18 protein-coding genes are annotated in these 19,343 nt (G+C 44.9%); 16 read left to right on the top strand and 2 right to left on the bottom strand.

Translation table 11 applies throughout. From position 1 onward, the window contains the following. Positions 1-48 precede the first annotated feature (48 nt). Complete coding sequence (locus DP120_RS05605; protein WP_112222679.1) at positions 49-915, bottom strand: YitT family protein; 867 nt, start codon at positions 913-915, stop codon at positions 49-51. Between the two features lie 106 nt (positions 916-1,021). Between DP120_RS05605 and DP120_RS05600 the strand changes: the two genes are divergently transcribed. The 16 genes from DP120_RS05600 to DP120_RS05525 all read left to right on the top strand — a co-directional run bounded on the left by DP120_RS05600 (position 1,022) and on the right by DP120_RS05525 (position 16,546). Further along, the gene (locus DP120_RS05600; RefSeq protein WP_112222678.1) at positions 1,022-1,357 is read left to right on the top strand and encodes a nucleotide pyrophosphohydrolase; all 336 of its coding nucleotides are present in this window, start codon (positions 1,022-1,024) and stop codon (positions 1,355-1,357) included. Beyond that, positions 1,357-2,157 (top strand): 4-hydroxy-tetrahydrodipicolinate reductase, encoded by an 801-nt coding sequence (gene dapB, locus DP120_RS05595; RefSeq protein WP_112222677.1) that lies wholly within the window; start codon positions 1,357-1,359, stop codon positions 2,155-2,157. The genes DP120_RS05600 and dapB overlap by 1 nt, the downstream gene beginning before the upstream one ends. A 13-nt stretch (positions 2,158-2,170) precedes the next feature. Then, positions 2,171-2,575 carry a methylglyoxal synthase gene (mgsA, locus tag DP120_RS05590; RefSeq protein WP_112222675.1) on the top strand — a complete coding sequence of 135 codons (405 nt, stop codon included), beginning with the start codon at positions 2,171-2,173 and terminating at the stop codon, positions 2,573-2,575. Positions 2,576-2,586: 11 nt separating this feature from the next. Continuing rightward, positions 2,587-3,726 (top strand): N-acetyl-alpha-D-glucosaminyl L-malate synthase BshA, encoded by a 1,140-nt coding sequence (gene bshA / locus DP120_RS05585; protein ID WP_112222673.1) that lies wholly within the window; start codon positions 2,587-2,589, stop codon positions 3,724-3,726. Next, positions 3,726-4,859, top strand: coding sequence for a CCA tRNA nucleotidyltransferase (locus tag DP120_RS05580; RefSeq protein ID WP_112222672.1), 1,134 nt, complete (start codon positions 3,726-3,728; stop codon positions 4,857-4,859). Before bshA ends, DP120_RS05580 begins: the two co-directional genes overlap by 1 nt. After that, positions 4,837-5,820, top strand: coding sequence for a biotin--[acetyl-CoA-carboxylase] ligase (locus DP120_RS05575; RefSeq protein ID WP_112222670.1), 984 nt, complete (start codon positions 4,837-4,839; stop codon positions 5,818-5,820). Before DP120_RS05580 ends, DP120_RS05575 begins: the two co-directional genes overlap by 23 nt. Positions 5,821-6,046: 226 nt before the next feature. Then, on the top strand, positions 6,047-6,883 hold the full coding sequence (panC, locus tag DP120_RS05570; protein WP_165843730.1) for a pantoate--beta-alanine ligase: 837 nt from the start codon (positions 6,047-6,049) through the stop codon (positions 6,881-6,883). Between the two features lie 2 nt (positions 6,884-6,885). Further along, positions 6,886-7,269 (top strand): aspartate 1-decarboxylase, encoded by a 384-nt coding sequence (panD, locus tag DP120_RS05565; protein WP_112222667.1) that lies wholly within the window; start codon positions 6,886-6,888, stop codon positions 7,267-7,269. Between the two features lie 1,136 nt (positions 7,270-8,405). Next, on the top strand, positions 8,406-11,168 hold the full coding sequence (gene dinG, locus DP120_RS05560) for an ATP-dependent DNA helicase DinG (RefSeq protein WP_112222665.1): 2,763 nt from the start codon (positions 8,406-8,408) through the stop codon (positions 11,166-11,168). Between the two features lie 23 nt (positions 11,169-11,191). After that, a complete protein-coding gene (locus DP120_RS05555; RefSeq protein WP_112222664.1) occupies positions 11,192-11,362 on the top strand; it encodes a YpmA family protein in 171 nt (56 codons plus the stop codon). 14 nt (positions 11,363-11,376) lie between these two features. Continuing rightward, entirely contained in the window at positions 11,377-11,853 is a 477-nt protein-coding gene (locus tag DP120_RS05550) for a cell wall elongation regulator TseB-like domain-containing protein (protein WP_112222662.1), read from the top strand. Positions 11,854-11,868: 15 nt separating this feature from the next. Continuing rightward, positions 11,869-13,059 (top strand): pyridoxal phosphate-dependent aminotransferase, encoded by a 1,191-nt coding sequence (locus tag DP120_RS05545; RefSeq protein ID WP_112222660.1) that lies wholly within the window; start codon positions 11,869-11,871, stop codon positions 13,057-13,059. A 27-nt stretch (positions 13,060-13,086) separates the two neighbouring features. Beyond that, positions 13,087-14,382 (top strand): asparagine--tRNA ligase, encoded by a 1,296-nt coding sequence (asnS, locus tag DP120_RS05540; RefSeq protein WP_112222658.1) that lies wholly within the window; start codon positions 13,087-13,089, stop codon positions 14,380-14,382. Positions 14,383-14,841: 459 nt separating this feature from the next. Further along, positions 14,842-15,546 (top strand): DnaD domain-containing protein, encoded by a 705-nt coding sequence (locus tag DP120_RS05535; protein WP_112222656.1) that lies wholly within the window; start codon positions 14,842-14,844, stop codon positions 15,544-15,546. 12 nt (positions 15,547-15,558) lie between these two features. Next, the gene (gene nth / locus DP120_RS05530) at positions 15,559-16,239 is read left to right on the top strand and encodes an endonuclease III (RefSeq protein WP_112222654.1); all 681 of its coding nucleotides are present in this window, start codon (positions 15,559-15,561) and stop codon (positions 16,237-16,239) included. Further along, complete coding sequence (locus tag DP120_RS05525; protein WP_112222652.1) at positions 16,214-16,546, top strand: YpoC family protein; 333 nt, start codon at positions 16,214-16,216, stop codon at positions 16,544-16,546. The genes nth and DP120_RS05525 overlap by 26 nt, the downstream gene beginning before the upstream one ends. A 49-nt stretch (positions 16,547-16,595) precedes the next feature. On the opposite strand, the gene DP120_RS05520 is transcribed toward DP120_RS05525, so the two are convergent. Beyond that, on the bottom strand, positions 16,596-19,334 hold the full coding sequence (locus DP120_RS05520; protein ID WP_112222650.1) for a penicillin-binding protein 1A: 2,739 nt from the start codon (positions 19,332-19,334) through the stop codon (positions 16,596-16,598). Positions 19,335-19,343: the final 9 nt, after the last annotated feature.

Below are 19,343 nucleotides of genomic sequence, written 5' to 3'. Positions count from 1 at the left end.
ATCGGGACGGTTTTTGTGTATTCAGGAGTAATTGAAGACTTTATTTTATTAACTCAATGGCATTTTTTGCTCATCCAGGGTAAATCCTTCACCCATAACATCATGGACTTCGATTAAGGAAACAAAGGCATGCGGGTCCACCTCATTGATGATGTTTTTCAGACGGACGATTTCATTTCTTGCGACTACACAATACAGTACTTCACGCTCTTCTTTTGAAAAATGGCCATAACCGCGGAGAATCGTGATTCCCCGGTCCATTTCAATTGCGATACGGCTTGCGATTTCTTCCTGTGAATTGGAGATGATCAAAGCGCCACGGCCCGAGTAGGCACCTTCCTGCATGAAATCAATAACGCGTGCCCCAACGAAGACAGCGACAAGGGTGTACATCATTGAGCGGTTATCAAGAAAAGCAATCCAAGATAGAAGAATGACAGTAGCATCGAATAGAAACATGGTTTTCCCCATACTCCAGCCTACATATTTCTGCACAAGCCGTGCGATAATGTCCACGCCCCCAGTAGTTCCTCCGTAGCGGAAAATGATTCCGAGCCCAGCTCCAACGAAAATACCAGCAAACAGCGAAGCGAGGAATAAATCATTTTGCAGGTCGATCTGGATTTCATAAACCAGGAAGATCTTGAGGAAAACTGATACAGCCACTGTGCCGATAATAGTATATAGGAGTACTTTTTTCCCCAGCAGCTTCCAGCCGACAAAGAACACGGGAATATTCAGCAAAAGGTTCATCAATGCAGGGTCCCAGTTAAGAAGGAAATATAAGATCAGCGTTATCCCTGCAAACCCGCCTTCCCCCAGTTCATTTTGAATATTGAAATGGACAAAACCAAAGCTGTAAATGGCTGCCCCTAACAAAATGAAGAAAATGTTTTTAACTTGAAGATTTTTCATATAAACTCACTCCGTTCTTTAAGCTCAACTCTTGTATTATGGGTTATAGACAGGATTTTGACAACATCATCCCTTTTCTTTACGATTAAACCAGGAGTGTGAAACTATGGCACAGGAAAAAACTATGAAAGAACTGCAGCAGGACGTTGATGACTATATTTCTCAGTTCAAAGAAGGTTATTTTACTCCCCTTGAAATGATAGCTCGGTTAACCGAAGAACTAGGTGAATTGGCAAGAGAAGTAAATCATGTATATGGGCCAAAGAAAAAGAAATCCAGCGAAGCGGAAGCAAGCATATCCGAAGAAATGGGTGATTTGCTTTTTGTACTGATCACTATGGCGAATTCATTGGATATTAATCTTGCTGAAGCCCACGATAAAGTTTTGGAAAAGTTCAACACCAGGGATAAAAATCGGTGGACAAGGAAGGATGAAAGTTAATGACGATTAAAGTTGCAATTGCTGGAGCTCGCGGAAGAATGGGGCAGGAGGCAGTACATACAATAATGAAGGATCAGAATATGGAACTGGTATCTGTTCTGGATTATAAGGAAATCGGGGAAACGCTGGCAGACACAAAGTTATTTCCACAAACTTTTACAGTTCCAATATTTATGGACTTAACCGAACTGTCCAGTAAAACCAAACCGGATGTTCTCGTGGATTTAACTTCTCCAGAATCGGTCTACCAGCACACCCGTGAAGCTTTGGAGCTTGGAATCCGGCCGGTTGTCGGTACTACTGGATTTTCGGATGAAGAACTAAAAGAGCTGTCGGCTTATTCAGCAGAACATGGAATCGGCTGCATCATTGCACCGAATTTTGCCATAGGGGCTGTCCTGATGATGAAATTTGCAGAACAGGCAGCAAAATATTTGCCTGATATCGAAATTATTGAGATGCATCATGATCAAAAACTGGATGCGCCTTCCGGAACCGCCATGAAAACGGCAAGTTTGATAGCGGACCATCGGAAAACCCATAACCAGGGGCATCCCAAAGAAAAAGAAACAATAGCTGGAGCAAGAGGAGCAAACTACGATGGCATGCGAATCCATAGTGTCAGATTGCCAGGGCTGGTGGCACATCAGCAAGTGCTATTGGGCGGAGATGGACAACTTTTGACTATCAGACATGATTCTTTCAATCGCGGTTCGTTTATGTCGGGTGTTGCTTTGTCCATCAACAAAGTGATGGAACTCGAGAATCTGGTTTATGGATTGGAAAATATAATCGACTAAAGGGGAAGATGGCATGAAAATCGCATTAATTGCGCATGACCGAAAGAAAGACGATCTGATTCAGTTTGTAATTGCCTATCTGCCGATACTAACGGAGAATTCGCTTTATGCAACAGGTACAACCGGACAACGGATTATTGATGAAACGGGGCTTTCGGTACATAAATTCCGCTCAGGACCTCTTGGAGGCGACCAGCAGATCGGCTCAATGATTGCCCAGGATGAAATGGATATGGTTATCTTTTTCCGTGATCCGCTGACTGCTCAGCCGCATGAACCTGATGTGACCGCGTTGATCCGTCTATGCGATGTTTATAATATACCGCTCGCAACTAATATGGGAACGGCGGAAGTCCTGTTAAAAGGATTGAAGGAAGGCTTTGTTGATTGGCGCCTGATCAGGGAGCGCAGAGGATAGGAGTGTCAGAAATGCGAAAAATGAAAATAGGCATCACGTGTTATCCGACTGTAGGCGGCTCGGGCGTTGTTGCGACGGAACTGGGCAAGCTGCTTGCAGAAAAAGGGCACGAAGTTCATTTTATTACATCAAGCACGCCGTTCAGGCTGAACCGGATGTATTCAAATGTATTCAGCCATCAGGTGGACGTCAATTCCTATTCGGTGTTCCAATATGCCCCTTACGATATCGCATTGGCGACCAAGATAGCGGAAGTCATCAAAAATGAAAACCTGGATCTGTTGCATGTCCATTACGCAATCCCGCATGCAGTGTGTGCAATTCTTGGCCGCCATATGGCGGGATCAGACATAGGGATTGTCACTACTTTACACGGCACGGATATTACTGTTCTTGGTTCGGATTCTTCATTAAAAGAAGCGATCCGCTACGGAATTGAAAAATCAGATGTGGTGACGGCCGTGTCCAATTCATTGCGCGACCAGACTTATGATTTGATCGATCCTGATCAAACGATTGAAACTGTCTATAATTTTGTAGATGAACGGGATTATCACGTAAAAGATGCAGGCTCTTTAAAGAACGAACTCGGCATTCAGGAAAATGAAAAAGTGGTCATCCATGTTTCCAATTTCCGGAAAGTTAAAAGGGTTGGGGATGTTATCGAAACATTCTATCGGATTCGGCAAAAAGTGAAGAGCAAATTGCTTTTGGTTGGCGATGGACCTGAAATGAGCAGGATCCAGGAGCAAGTTAGAGAGTTGAAAATGGAAGGATATGTATTATTCCTTGGTAAAAGGGATAATTTATCCGAATTGTATAATATTAGCGATTTGAAGCTCTTGCTTTCAGAAAAAGAAGCTTTTGGCCTTGTTATGCTGGAAGCAATGGCATGCGGCGTACCGGGAATCGGAACGAATATAGGCGGGATTCCGGAGATTATAGAATCCGGTAAAAATGGCTATCTGGTAGAGCTCGGGGATACAGAACAAGCTGCAATGCATGGTGTGGAATTATTGAGTGATAATGAAATCGGGTCACGATTAAAAGCGGGAGCAATCGAAACTGTAGCGTCTAAATTCCATTCCAGCAGAATTTTGAAGGAATACGAGAATATCTACGAACGGTTATTGAACAAAGGTGATCAATGATGAAGACGGCGATTGAAGTTATCAAGAAGCTGAAATCCTCCGGTTATGAAGCCTATCTGGTAGGCGGTGCGGTTCGGGATTTTCTTCTCGGAAAAGACCCGAAGGATTTTGACGTCGCCACATCTGCAGAACCAGTGCAAGTCAAAGAGATTTTCGATCGAACAGTAGATACCGGCATTCAGCATGGAACAGTTCTGGTATTAATCGGCGGTACAGGAGTTGAGGTCACGACGTTCAGGACGGAAAGTGATTACACCGATAACAGGAGGCCTGATAGGGTTGAATTTGTAAACTCGCTGGCAGAAGATTTAAAACGCCGGGATTTTACCATCAATGCCATGGCCATGACTGAAGAGCTGGAACTTGTGGATATATTTGGCGGCCGACAGGATTTGGAAGAAAAACTGATACGGGCTGTTGGGGAACCGGAAGAACGGTTTCAGGAGGACGCTCTTCGGATGCTGCGGGCAGTGAGGTTTTCAGGGCAGTTGGATTTTTCTATCGATGAACAGACGCTCGCAGCAATTAAAAGAAATGCTTCGCTGATTCGGTCCGTCGCTGTTGAACGCATAAAAATAGAACTGGACAAAATAATGGCCAATCAACATGCAGCTCGCAGCATCGACTATCTGCTTTATTCCGGCTTGGCCGATCAGCTGCCATCAGGTGATTTATTTCGCATAGACTGGCAGGACTTCAAACCGAGCGGTGACCCGTTAAGCGGCTGGCTGTATGCGTTATGGCACAGCAAAAAAGATGCTTCAGCTTTAGCTTCATATAAGTTATCCAATGAGGAAAAAACGGCGGTCGCTAAAGCGCTGGAAGCTGCAGGATTGGAACATTGGAACCAGTGGACCTATTACAGTTATACGCTTCGACAGCTGGAACTTGCAGCTGGCTTGATGCAAAAACAGCAAAATCCGGCTGTTCAAAAAAGCAGGCTTCCGGTCCAATCGAAATCAGATCTTGCGGTAAACGGCCGCGACCTGATGGAATGGAGCGGGCAGAAGGCAGGGCCGTGGCTGAAAGATGCTCTTGGTGATATCGAGCGGCGGGTTGTCTGTGGTGAATTGGAAAATGAGAAAGACAAGATAAAGGAATGGTTCTTCGATGAATATAACCGTGACAAATAAACTGGCGCAACGTTTAATGGAAGCTTCCGGGGAACCTGTATCCGGCCAGCAACTGGCTGATGAGTTCGGCATATCAAGAACTTCTGTGTGGAAACATATTAAAGATCTTCAGGAAAAAGGATACGAAATAACTTCGGTCAAGAAGAAAGGTTATGTACTGTCAGATATTCCTGATTCACTGGAAGCATCTACGATACAGCCGCTTCTTAAAACGCAGCTGCTGGGGAAAACAATTGAATATATAGCTTCAACTGAGTCCACTCAAATCATTGCCCATCAGCTGGCTCAGACTGGCGTATCACATGGAACGGCTGTATTAGCCGAAGAACAGACAGCCGGGCGGGGTAGAATGGCGAGAAAGTGGGATTCCGCATACGGCAAGGGCATATGGATGAGCATTATCCTGCGGCCGGATATTCCGGTACAGCGCGCACCTCAATTTACATTGATTGCAGCAGTAGCTGTCGTAAGGGCAATTGAAGAAGTGACGGGTCTAAGACCTGATATCAAATGGCCAAATGATATTTTGGTGAACGGCAAAAAATGCACCGGCATTTTGACCGAACTTCAATCAGATGCAGATGGTATCCAGGCTCTGATAATCGGAATCGGTTTGAATGCCAATCAAGAAGCTGATGACTTCAGTGAAGAAGTAAGGAACATCGCTACTTCCTTGAAAATGGAGACCGGCAAACATGTCAGCCGCCAGGAACTGGTCCGTTCAATTCTGTTTTATCTGGAACAGTATACAGAAATTTATATCAAAGAAGGCTTTGGCGTTTTGAAATTGATGTGGGAAAGCTATTCCACAACAATTGGTAAGAAGGTTCGCGCACGCATGGCGAGAGAAACGCTGGAAGGCATTGCAGAAGGCATTACGGATGATGGAGTTCTCCAGCTCAGAACGGCTGACGGCAAGCTGCACGGCATATACTCGGCAGATATCGAGATGGAGAAATGATAATTGTTTTTATACATCATCTTCTGCTATAGTGTTTTTAACGGGCAGTATCTTCTAAAGAATTGCACCGGCAAAACAATCATTAACTTAAAAACCTATGAATCTGCCTTGATCTATTGCATGACAGGGACGGAAGAAATGAAGTCAAACATTTTCTGTCCTTCTGCCCATTTCTGGCGGAGGGGCTTTTTATATGCGGCTTTCTTCCGGGAAGGAGAGAGAAGTATTGCGTACCATCGAAACAATTGAAGAACTCAAAAACTGGGTTCAGGGAAAAAAGGATGCCGGTTTAAGCATCGGCCTGGTGCCTACCATGGGTTTTTTGCATGAAGGGCATATCAAGCTTGTCGAAACAGCAAAAAAGGAAAATGATGAGGTGCTAATGAGCATTTTTGTGAATCCCGCACAATTCGGGCCGGGTGAAGACTTTGAACGCTATCCGAGAAATATGGAGCGGGATAAGCAATTGGCTGAAACAGCGGGAACTGATGTGATTTTTGCTCCTTCAGCTGATGAAGTGTATCCAAGGGAATCTGCCATTGCGATATCAGCCGGCAGACTGGCGGATCAATTATGCGGGAAGTCACGCCCCGGCCATTTTGACGGTGTACTGAAAGTGGTTACTAAACTTTTTCATCTGGCTCAGGCTGACCGTGCTTATTTCGGCCAGAAAGATGCACAGCAATTAGCTATTATCGAGTCACTTGTCGAGGACTTTAATTTTCCGCTGGAAATTCGGCGGGTCGAAACAGTCAGGGAACCGGACGGTCTTGCAAAAAGCTCGCGCAATGTCTACTTGAGTGAAAAGGAGCGGTCCGAGGCTCCCCATTTGAAAAAAGCGCTCGAAATCGGCAAGGAAGCTGCGATGGATGGAAGGAATCCCATTCCGCTCATGGAACAGCATCTGAACGCCAATACTTCAGGTCAAATTGATTATATCCAATTGCTGTCGTATCCGGATCTCACGGAAAAAGTGGAGGGCGAAGCTATTTTGGCTTTAGCTGTACAATTTGAAAAAGCACGCTTGATCGACAATCTACTATTTAACATAAAGGGGAACTGACAATGCTTCGTATGATGCTCAATTCGAAAATCCACCGCGCTACTGTAACGGAAGCTGATTTGAACTATGTCGGCAGCATCACGATCGACCAGGATCTGCTTGATGCCGTCGGCATGCTGCCGAACGAAAAAGTCCATATCGTCAATAACAATAACGGTGCACGCTTTGAAACCTATATCATTTCAGGTGAACGCGGCAGCGGTGTCATCTGTGTCAACGGAGCGGCGGCGCGCCTCGTCCAAAAAGGCGATATTGTCATCATCCTGTCTTATGCCTATATTATGGATGACAGTGCACGTGACCATAAACCGACCGTGGCAATTATGGATGGATCCAATAAAATAAAGGAAATCATCAGCTACGAACCTGAAGCGACGATTATGTAAAGCAGAGCCTTCCAAAAGAAGGCTTTTTCTTAGCTTATTAAGAAAAATAAATGAGAACCGATTTCCGCAAAACAGCTTCGCTTTCCTGGGGGCTTGCGCTGAGCTAACTCGGACTCGTTACACTTCGCCCGAGTGGATCTCAGCACTTCGCTCGTAACGGAGTTGGAAAGCCAACTCCGTTACTGTTCCCCTGGGAGTCTTCGCTGTTTTGCTCCATATCTTCGATCACTTTCCAATAAGGATATTGATTTAAGCTTGATTCAAGCACAGAAGTTAACCTTGTATTTGTAGACAGAACCAGAATGAAGTGATAGACGGCGAAGGGTAAAGATGTGCTCCTGTCTCTGCATCGCTGACGCTAGCTTCGAGACATGAAAGGGCGTTGCATCGCTGCGCTGCTTCGTCTCAAAGACTTGTCCTGCAGGAACCAGATACAAAGCCTTCCAAAAGAAGGCTTTTTCTTATGGGCATGGACATTATTTGGAATTCGGTCAAGATTTAGCCTTGTTTACAGCCGAACAAAAAAGCGCAAAAGGACGGGATATGTTACAATTTTTCCATAGGATAAGAAAGTAAGGTTTTTTACATTTGAAAGGAGTTTGGAAAGGGCGCTGTCGCTTTTCTATTGTCCAGACTCCGGCGGCCAAGTCTTGACCGAGGCCAGCGAGGTCAAGTCTTTGCGACGAAGCTAGCGCAGCGATGCAGGAGCACGGGGCTTAACGGGCGCTGTCGCTTTTCATGGTGTCTAGACTCCAACGGCCAACTCCTCGAGTCGTAAGTCTCTCTGGCTAGTCTCCAGTGCCTAGCTCTTCGGGATATAAGTCAACCCAGCTGCATGGCAAAGGTCGCCATTTCGCTGAGTTTCCTTATACCTGCCAGAGCTGAACAGGCACTTCCGCTTTTCGGGACTAGGCGGCTGAAAAAACGCCGCTACGCCAGAGCGCCTTACGCTTGTCGGAGCTGGACGGCCGTTTCCGCTTTTCTATTGTCCAGACTCCGGCGACCCAGCTCTTCGGGTCATAAGCCAAATCAGCTGCACGGCCAAGGCCGCTTCGCTGATTCGTCTTATGCCTTTCAGAGCTTAACGGGTGCCGTCGCTTTTCTATAATAGAATCACCTGAGAAAGAGGGATTGTGATGAACACAGATAAATATGTAGTCGTCGATATTGAGACGACCGGCCATTCCCCTGCTAAAGGTGATCGTATTATCCAATTGGCAATTGTAACGATTGAAAATGGCATGATTACAGATACATACACAAAATTTATAAATCCAGAACGCAAGATTCCTATGTTTATCCAGGACTTAACCGGCATATCCGATGCGGATGTCGTGGATGCACAGCCCTTTGAAGCATACGCGGAGATTATTTTTGAAAGGATGCAGAATGCGATTTTTGTCGCTCATAATACAAATTTTGACCTTCCTTTTTTACAGAAGGAGCTGCAGCGCAGCGGCCTTCCAAAATGGCATGGCTTGACGATGGATACGGTGGAATTATCCCGCTTGCTCTATCCGACTGCCATCAGCTATAAATTGCAGGATATTACAGCTGATCTTGGGATCTCTCTTGGCAATGCTCACCGGGCAGACGATGATGCGTATGCAACTGCTGAGCTTTTTTTGCGGTCGAAAAAAGAGCTCGAGCTGCTCCCTTACGAAACCTTGGCTTTGCTGCATAAGCGCTCTTTTCAGCTGAAATCTGACTTGTCCCGCTTGCTTTATGAAGAAACAGCAAAAAAAAGAGAGTCACATATTAATGGGATGGACCATTTCAACGGTATACCGTTAAAGCCCAGAAAACTGCCGGCCAACTCGGTGCGAGGTCAGTTTGTAGCGAAAACGGATTGGAATGAAAGACTCGATGAGGTTTTCCCGAAATTTGAACGTCGGGAAAGCCAGTTCCAGATGATGTCGGCGATTCAGGAAACTCTGGATAATGCTGACGAAATGGTGATTGAAGCTTCTACAGGCATGGGGAAAACCATCGCTTATCTATTGCCGGCGGCGAATCATGCGCTTGCAACAGGAAAACAGGTGATGGTCAGTACGTATACAACCCATCTCCAGGATCAACTGGTATGGAATGAAGCCGGTATTGTAGAAAAGTTCATAGGTGAGCCGGTCAAAATATCGTTAATTAAAGGATTGAGCCATTATATAGACCTCACCAGATTCGCAGAAATTTTATACGGCGATGACGAATCTTATGATGAGACGTTTACAATCATGCAAATTTTAATCTGGCTGACAAAAACTACAACCGGAGATTTAAATGAATTAAATGTTTCCAGCGGCGGCCAATTATTGCTGGATAAAATCAGGCGATCACACACCAGACGTCCCGGCAGAGAAGAAAAGTCCTATGATTTTTATGAATATGCGCTTGAGCAGGCAAGAAGAGCTGATATTATTGTCACCAACCATGCCTACCTGCTGAATCAACCTCATTCTTCGGAGTCACTTCTGGATAATGTGGGTGCAGTTATACTGGACGAAGCTCATCAGACTGTACAAGCAGCCGTATCCCAATATGAAAAAACCTTTGTATATACCCAATGGAAGTATATATTTGGCCAAATTGGCACTGCCGAAGAGAAACAATTATATTCGAAACTGAAAACAGCCGCTGATAAATCCGGTTTTGCAACTCCGACTGAAATGGTCAAGCTTGATGCATTGTTTATCGGTTTCACTATTGCTTTTGACCGTATAAGCACCATGCTTTCACTGGAATTCACGGAGAAATTCAAAGCACGCAAACATAAAAAGAATTCCATGCTGCTCAGTGAAATTCCTTATAACAGCAATGACTTTTCAGAACTGCTGCGCTTGTTGAATGAATGGATCGACCTTTCCCAGACCATTCTTCAAAAAGCGGAAAAAATTGCTGAAAAGTCTATCGAAGAAAAGTTGATAATTGCGGAATGGCGATACTGGACTCAGGAATTGATGCTGAAGGCAGTGGAATTCAGTGAAATCTTTGTTTTCCCGATTAACGATGAAGTCAGCTGGATTGAGGGAGATTTGCGAAGTTTGCCAAATAGCCTATCTTTATATAAACGGCCATTTGAGGTAAAGTCGATTATTGAACGGGTTACGGCTCCTCTGCGCGGCAAAAAGGCGATTATCTGGCTGTCCGGCACAATGACCGTTCCTTCCAATGAACGTTTTATCGTCAGCCAATTGGGAGTGCCGGATTCTGTACCCATAACAAAATATGAACCGCCGAAAGATTTTTATCAAGGCGCCCGAGTCTTTGTTATCGAAGATATGCCGGATATACAGCAAGTGTCTCAGAATGATTACATTGAAGCGGTAGCGGATGCAGTCATACGGACGGTGCTGGTGACGGAGGGCCGCTGTTTTGTATTATTCACATCCCAGGATATGCTCCGTAAAACAGTCGATTTGATACAGGACACACAGCTTCTGGACGATTACATGCTATTTGCGCAAGGGATATCTTCCGGCAGCCGCATGCGTCTGTTAAAATCATTCCAGCGTTTCCAGAAATCCGTCCTGTTTGGCACGAACAGTTTCTGGGAAGGGGTCGATGTGCCAGGCGACGCGCTTCGTGCAGTCGTAGTGGTCCGCCTGCCATTCACTTCGCCTGACGAGCCGGTTTTCAAAGCGAAATCCGAAATGATTTCAAAAGAAGGCATCAATCCGTTTCTTCACTATGCATTGCCCGAAGCGGTGCTGCGGCTTAGACAAGGCTTTGGCCGCCTGATCCGTTCCAAAGAAGATCAGGGGTTATTCATTGTTTTGGACCGCCGGATTGAAACAAAGTCCTATGGCCAGGAATTTCTGGATGCCCTCCCGGACGTAGGCGTATCAAAAGTGTCTTTGGAAAAGATGGTAACGGATATTGAACATTGGTATAATAAGCAGTGAAAAATGAAAGGAAGGTCATTCAGATGGAGTCGAAAATTGAAATACTTTCCACTGTAAATGTCGCTTACCAGCCGGATTTATATAAAGTGGTCGATGCACTCAACCGTACATTAAAACACGATAATTTGATGTTCGGCCTTGCGCTTGATAAAGAAGATCCGGAGAAAGCGGTCTTCACGATTTATAAAACTTAAGTTCAGGTGATGAAATGAAACAATGGATCATATTTATAGCAGGATTTTTATCGTTTCTGGCAATTGTGCTGACAATCTTAATCCTGATACTAGGCAATAAACCTTTTTCAGATGTTGAAAAAACCGCGATTGCCCAGGTAAAGGACGAAAATCTGCTGACTGAGGTCAGCCGTTCTTATGTCTACTCTAGTGACCAGAAATCCGTAACCGTCATCGGAACTGACAGCGAAGGCAAACTAAAAGCAGTATTTGTGCCGATAAGTGGCCAGGAACTCTCTGAAACAGATCTTGATGGCAAGATAACGGCACAGGAAGCACGCGGTATCGCTCTTCAGGATATGGAAGTGAAAGAAGTGCTTCATACGAAACTGGGCAGGGAAGAAAACAAGACAATCTGGGAAGTTGTATTTCTTACAGAAAATGACAAACTAAATTATGTTTATATTTCCGCAGAAGATGGTTCCATCTGGAAAAGGATTTTAAATTTGTGAAGGGATTGAGGACTTTTGATTAAATTAGCGAATCGTGTTCAAACATTGACGCCTTCGACAACATTGGCAATTACAGCGAAGGCCAATGAACTGAAAGCGCAGGGAGTCGATATTATCGGACTAGGAGCAGGAGAGCCCGATTACAATACCCCCGAGAATATCCTTCAGGCAGCATATAAATCCATGATGGAAGGCAAGACGAAATATACGCCTGCGGGTGGTTTGCCTGCTTTGAAAGAAGCGATCATCGAAAAATTGAAGCGTGACCAGCAACTGACTTATGCACCCACAGAAGTAATGGTGGGGGTGGGAGCAAAACACGTTCTGTATACCCTATTCCAGGTATTACTGGATAAAGGTGATGAAGTAATCATTCCGATTCCTTACTGGGTAAGTTATCCGGAACAAGTGAAATTGGCTGAAGGAGTGCCTGTATACATAGAAGCTACAGCCAGCCAGAACTATAAAATTTCACCCCAGCAATTGAGTGAAGCGATTACCGACCGTACAAAAGCGGTCATGATCAATACACCGAGCAATCCGACCGGCATGATCTATTCAAAAGAGGAACTGCAGGAATTGGCGGAAGTCTGCCGCGAGAAAGATATTTTGATCATTTCCGATGAGATTTATGAAAAGCTGATTTACGATGGGGCAGAACACGTTTCAATTGCAACTTTATCTGAAGATGCAAAAAACCGCACCATCATCGTAAACGGAGTTTCCAAATCCCATTCTATGACAGGGTGGCGGATAGGTTATGCGGCGGGTGACTCCAAATTAATCAAAGCTATGACGAATCTTGCCAGCCATTCGACATCTAACCCGACAACGACTTCCCAATATGCTGCAATAGAAGCATACAACGGGCCGCAGGAAGCTGTAGAAGAAATGCGTCAGGCATTTGAAAGCAGGCTTGAAGAGATTTTTCCGAAGCTGGAAGCAATTCCAGGTTTTAACGTAATTCGTCCTCAAGGGGCATTTTATCTATTGCCTGACGTTTCGGAAGCAGCAGAGAAAACCGGTTTTGCTTCAGTTGATGAATTCGTTGAAGCATTGCTGACGGAAGCCAATGTTGCGGTCATTCCGGGTTCAGGCTTTGGTGCACCATCCACCATCCGTTTATCTTATGCAACTTCATTGGAAGCATTGAATGAAGCGGTGGAGCGAATCGGTAAATTCGTATCAGAAAGATGGCAGAAATAAGTTGAAAACATATTCTTGGAGGCTAGTATGAAAAAAATTACAATTGCCGAAATGGCTAAATATAATGGTCAAACGATTAAACTGGGCGCTTGGGTCGCCAATAAAAGATCAAGCGGTAAAATTGCGTTTCTTCAATTGCGTGACGGCTCAGGGTTTGTGCAGGGCGTAGTGGTAAAAGCTGAAGTGGGAGAAGAAGTCTTCGCAGCAGCAAAAGCTTTAACACAGGAGACATCCCTTTATGTAACTGGAGAAGTAAAAGAGGATGAGCGTTCTGCATTCGGTTATGAATTAGCGGTCACAGGCATCGAAGTGATCCATGAAGCGAAGGATTTCCCGATTACACCAAAAGAACACGGCACAGAATTCTTAATGGACAACCGTCATCTGTGGCTGCGTTCACGGAAACAGCATGCCATCATGAAAATCCGTAATGAAATCATCCGTTCCACTTATGAATTCTTCAATGACAATGGCTTTGTCAAAGTGGATCCTCCGATTTTAACCGGTTCTGCACCTGAAGGAACATCTGAACTTTTCGCCACGAAATATTTTGAGGAAGATGCATTTTTATCTCAATCCGGCCAGCTTTATATGGAAGCAGCCGCAATGGCATTAGGGAAAGTATTCTCGTTCGGACCAACTTTCCGCGCTGAAAAATCAAAAACTCGCCGTCACTTGATCGAGTTCTGGATGATTGAGCCGGAAATGGCTTTCATGGAACACGCAGAAAGTCTTGAAGTACAGGAGCAATTTGTATCCCATATTGTCCAATCTGTTTTGAAAAATTGTAAGCTTGAGCTGGATCGCCTCGACAGAGATACATCGAAACTTGAAAAAATAAAAGCACCATTCCCGCGCATCACTTATGATGAAGCGATCAAATGGTTGAATGATAACGGCTTTGATGATATTGAATGGGGCGACGATTTTGGTGCACCGCACGAAACAGCCATCGCTGAAAGTTATGACATGCCGGTATTCATCATCAATTATCCGATCGGCATCAAGCCATTCTATATGCAGCCGCATCCGGAACGTGATGACGTCGTTCTTTGCGCCGATTTGATCGCACCGGAAGGTTATGGTGAAATCATTGGCGGATCTGAACGTATCTACGATTACGAGCTGATGAAGCAGCGCATCAAGGAACATAATCTTGACGAATCTGCTTATGCTTGGTATTTGGACCTCAGCAAATACGGCGCAGTACCGCATTCAGGCTTCGGACTTGGATTGGAGCGCACAGTAGCATGGATTTCAGGAGCAGAACACGTTCGCGAATCCATTCCATTCCCACGTTTATTGAACCGTTTGTATCCGTAATTCATAAGTAAAAATAATTTTAGAAACCGATATTCCGCAAAACAGCTTTGCTTGCCTGGGGGCTCGCGCTGAGCTAACTCGGTCTCGTTACACTTCGACCAAGTGGATCTCAGCACTTCGCTTGGTCCCCTGGGCGTCTGCGCTGTTTTGCTCCATATCTCAGTAATCAATTACAACGTACGTATTTTCAGCCATGTGTTGATTGAAGTATACTAAATCGGACCTTCGTCCGAGTGGGTGATCAAATGTGCGGTAAGAGTTAAAGGAGTCTCGAGTGCTTCACTCTCTATATAGAAAGTGGACCTCAGCAAAGGCGCGCCTATGGACTGAGCGAAGCAATAAGACGATTGCTCTTCTCGGCTTATTGCGGGAGGCTTGTCCAAAGCGCCGAAGCGTATATCTAGACTACTTATTAAGTTAAAATAATATAGAAATAACGAATAGAAAGGTGGTTGGGATATGAAACAGCCAGATCGACTTCAGACATGGATCGAGAAGGGGAATGTTCACATTTCCCAGCTTTTTTTTCAATTTTATAAGGAATTGAAGATTTCGGATGAGGAAGCCATGCTGTTGATGCATGTGCATGCTTTTCAGCAGTCGGGAAACCAATTCCCGACTCCCGATGAAATCGGAGCACGCATGATGTGCTCTCAAAAAAGCGTAACGACCATGTTGCAGAAATTAATGCAGCAAGGGTTCATTGCCATTGAACAGGAAACGGCAAATGAAATCCTGACAGAGAATATCTCATTACAGCCTTTATGGAACCAATTGCTTGATTGTGTCGACAAGGAAGCACACCAGGAGAAGATTCATTCGCAGAAAGAAATGGAAGGCCAGGTATTCCAATTGTTTGAACAGGAATTCGGCCGTTTTCTATCGCCAATGGAAATTGAAACGATTTCAATGTGGATGGACCAGGACGGGCATACACCGGCGGTCATCAGGATGGCGCTGAAAGAAGCGGTTATCTCGCAAAAAATGAGTTTACGCTATGTTGACCGCATCCTTTTCGAATGGAAGAAAAAGAATATCAAGACTTCATCGGAAGTTACGAAACATGCAGCAACTTTCAGAGAAAAAAATATCCAGATTCAGCCTTCAACAGACAACACTGCAAAAAAAGTGAAATTCTATAATTGGCTGGAAGACCGGAATTAGCAGGTGATTGAAATGATGTCAAAAAAAGAATGGCAATTATGTCTTGAGGAAATGGATCATATGTTTCCTGATGCGCATTGTGAGCTGATTCACCGCAATCCGTTTGATTTATTGATTGCGACTTTGCTGTCCGCACAGTGCACGGATAAATTGGTCAATAAAGTGACGGCAGACCTTTTCAAGAAATACCATACTCCGGAAGACTATGTCTCTGTGCCGCTTGAAGAGTTACAGGGTGATATCCGTTCAATCGGGTTGTTCCGGAATAAGGCCAAGAACATCCAGGCATTGAGCCATATTCTGATTGATAAGTTCAACAGTGAAGTTCCAGCGGATCGTGATTTGCTGACGACATTGCCAGGAGTGGGAAGAAAGACCGCAAACGTTGTGGTGTCGGTTGCTTTTGGAATACCTGCACTGGCAGTTGATACGCATGTTGAACGGGTGGCGAAGCGACTTGGGCTTAATCGCTGGAAAGATTCGCCGCTGCAAGTGGAAGAGACCATCATGAAAAAGACGCCGGCTGAAGATTGGTCCAAAACTCATCACCAGATCATTTTCTTTGGACGCTACCATTGTAAATCGCAAAATCCCGGCTGCCATATCTGTCCCTTATTTGACAGATGCAGAGAAGGGCAGAAACGCGAGAAAAAAGGGCTGGTTAAGCGTGAAAACATTACAGAGGTCAATTGAAAAAGAGAGAATTTCGCCATTTTTTGAAGCCTGGGCTAAGTTAGATGAAGACATCAGGGTCCTGCATGTAAATAAGAACAGCAGTCCGGCGGCATTAATGAATGAAGGAATTATTGTATATAAATCTTTATTGGAACAATGCAGTTCGGACGAAGAAAAGATTGAACCGCTGAATAATAACGAAAGACTGGTTTTTGTAGAATCAAATTGCAGCACATTTGCCGCGTATCGACAGCTCCAGGAATTATTCAATGAAATGTATAAGAAAGTCGCCTCAAAACGAGCGATTCTCAATAGATTAAAATAGAACACAAAAAAACCTTAAGCATTTTCTGCTTAAGGTTTTTTGTGTGTAATTATTCTTCGTTATTGCCATTGCCATTGCCTTCATTGTTGCCATTTCCATCATTACCGTTATTTCCATTACCGTTATTGCCATTTCCATTAGCGGGAGGGACAGAAGCGCCGTTGGCTTCACCATTGGAATTTTCTCCATCGCCGCTGCCGTCTTCTGGCGGAGTTTCACCGTCACCATCACCATCTCCACCGTCTTCCGGTGGAGCTTCACCATCACCATTTCCTTCTCCGTTACCTTCATTTCCACCATTTCCGTTGCCTTCTCCATTACCTTCACCTTCAGGAGGGGCTTCGTCTTCTGGTGGAGCTTCATTTTCAGGAGGGGCTTCTTCATCTGCCGATGGAGTTTCTTCCGGCTCCTCCGGTTCTTCAGGTGGCGTCACTTCAACAATAACGGAAGCAGGATCGCTTCGTTGTTCATCTTTCACCGCAATTACGCTGAAAGTATAAGCGCGTCCTTCTTCAAGCGCTTCGTAGGTATAAGATTTATCGTCAGTTGTAGTGAGTACTGTACGGTTGCCTTCAGCTTCAACAGCAACTTCGAACTGCACATCTTCAATATCACCATAATTCCATGTCAATTCAACATTCGATCCATCAACGGAAGCACGTAAACCTGTTGGTGCATCCAGGTCTTCCTGGACGAATTCTTCAGATACTTCATTAGGAACTGTACCGCGTACGAATAATTCTGTGCTCTTTTGATCTGAAGGTGTATAGTCACTTGCCAATTGAAGTGGTTCAGTGCCAACTTCAATGGTTGCTTCTACAACCGATTCGGGTTGCTGGAATCTTCCTGCGTCCGGGGAAGAGATTTTAGACATGACGTCTTTGAATACTTGTTGAGACAATAAACGTTCATTGGAAGCGGTATCCATTGCTCCTTCTTTAGAAGGGTAGCCGCTCCAAACAGATATTGAATACTCAGGAGAATATCCTGCGAACCAGATGTCCGGGGCAGAACTGCTGTCATGCCCGTATTTTTCAAGGTCGTCAGCCGAGTAATTCGTTGTTCCGGTCTTACCTGCTATATCTACACCATTGACAGCCGCAGTCGTTCCAGAAGCACCTGAGAGATTTGGATTGAGTACGTCACGCAGCATGTCAGTAACCATGTATGCTGTACTGTCTTTCATAGCAGGCACTGATTCGGGTGCGACGACTTGTTCAGTCGTACCATCACGGAAAACAATCTTAGTTACCGTATGTGGTTTAGTGTAAATTCCATCATTGCCGAAAGCTGCATAGGCTCCAGCCAAATCGACAGTATTGATATAATCTTCAGTGCTTCCAATTGCGGCTGATTCAAAAATATCTCCGAAATCCAATCCCAGTTTCTGAGTGAATTCTTTTGCATTTCCGATGCCGACTTCGTTTAAAGTCTTGATTGCCGGAATATTACGGGAACGGTATAAGGCTTCCCGCATTGTCATTTCGCCAAGGAAATTGCCATCGAAGTTCCGGACTTCCTGACCACCGTCTTCATATGAATATGGTTCATCCACCAAGGTCTTGCCCGTCGACCAGTTCAGGTATTCGATAGCTGGACCATAATCCAGCAATGGCTTGATAGTGGAACCGATTTGACGGTCACGAGCTGTAGCGTAATTGCGGCGGACATCACCGCTGTATTCACGTGCTGCACCAATTGCGCGGATAGCGCCGGTTTCAGTATCGACGACCGTCAAAGCGGACTGCACTTCATCGTTGAAGAAAATATCAGATGCCATTGTGTCATTTACGGCTTTTTGAACATCAGGTTCAAGAGTCGTGTAAACAGTCAAACCTTCGTCGAGAGAAATATCTGCATCCAATGCCTCGATTTCATTTTCGACCATTTCCATGAAAGCTGTATATTCGCCGCTCGGTGGAGTAGGGCGCTGTTCTTCAGGCAATAGGGTTTCAGTAACCGGAATAGCCTGGGCAGCTTCTTTTTCTTCAGTTGTTATTTTTCCATGCTGTTCCATCAAGCTGAGTACGATATTGCGCCGATCTTGTGCACGATCCGGATTATTGAAAGGATTGTAACCGTTAGGGCTCTGAGGCATGCCTGCGAGCATCGCGGCTTCGTGCAATTCAAGTTCTGAAACATGCTTGCCGAAGAAATTCTCGGAAGCTGTACCAAATCCATAAGTGTTGCCTGACATCAGGATTTTATTGAAATACATTTCAAAGATTTCTTCTTTTGAATATTCTTGCTCCAGCTGGTAGGCCAGATACGCTTCCTGTGCTTTCCGTTCCAGTGTCTTATCGTTTTTCAGGAATGAATTCTTGATGACCTGCTGGGTAATTGTGCTGGCACCCTGTGAACCGAATCCGCCGGTTACGTTCGCAATCACCGCACCGCCAAGGCGGATAATATCAATGCCGGGATGTTCATAGAAGCGATTATCTTCCGTTGCTAAAATCGCATTTTCCATCAGTTTCGGAATATCCTCGTAATTTACATATTCCCGGTCTTCAACTGTCATATATGGTATTTCCGTTTCCCCGTCTGCCGCTAAAAATGTCGGGCTGATCGGATCGCGCAAAAGTTCTTCATCGAGTTCCGGGGCGCTGCTGGCATAATAAGTGAAAAGGCCGACACCGAATACCAGGCCGATGACTCCAATAATGAGGATCGTCAGGATGATCCGTTTAAACCATCCGCCCGAGGAGTTTTTGTTTTTCTTGTCTTTTTTCTTTTGCTGTTCCATTGCTTTTCTGCGCTGTTCGCGCGACATTTGTTTTTCGCTCACAAAATGTTC

It is taken from the genome of Planococcus halotolerans (assembly GCF_003289955.1).
Classification (GTDB): Bacteria; Bacillota; Bacilli; order Bacillales_A; family Planococcaceae; genus Planococcus; species Planococcus halotolerans.
The sequence above is the reverse complement of the archived record's forward strand: the minus strand, read 5'-3'. Positions and strand labels throughout refer to the sequence as shown.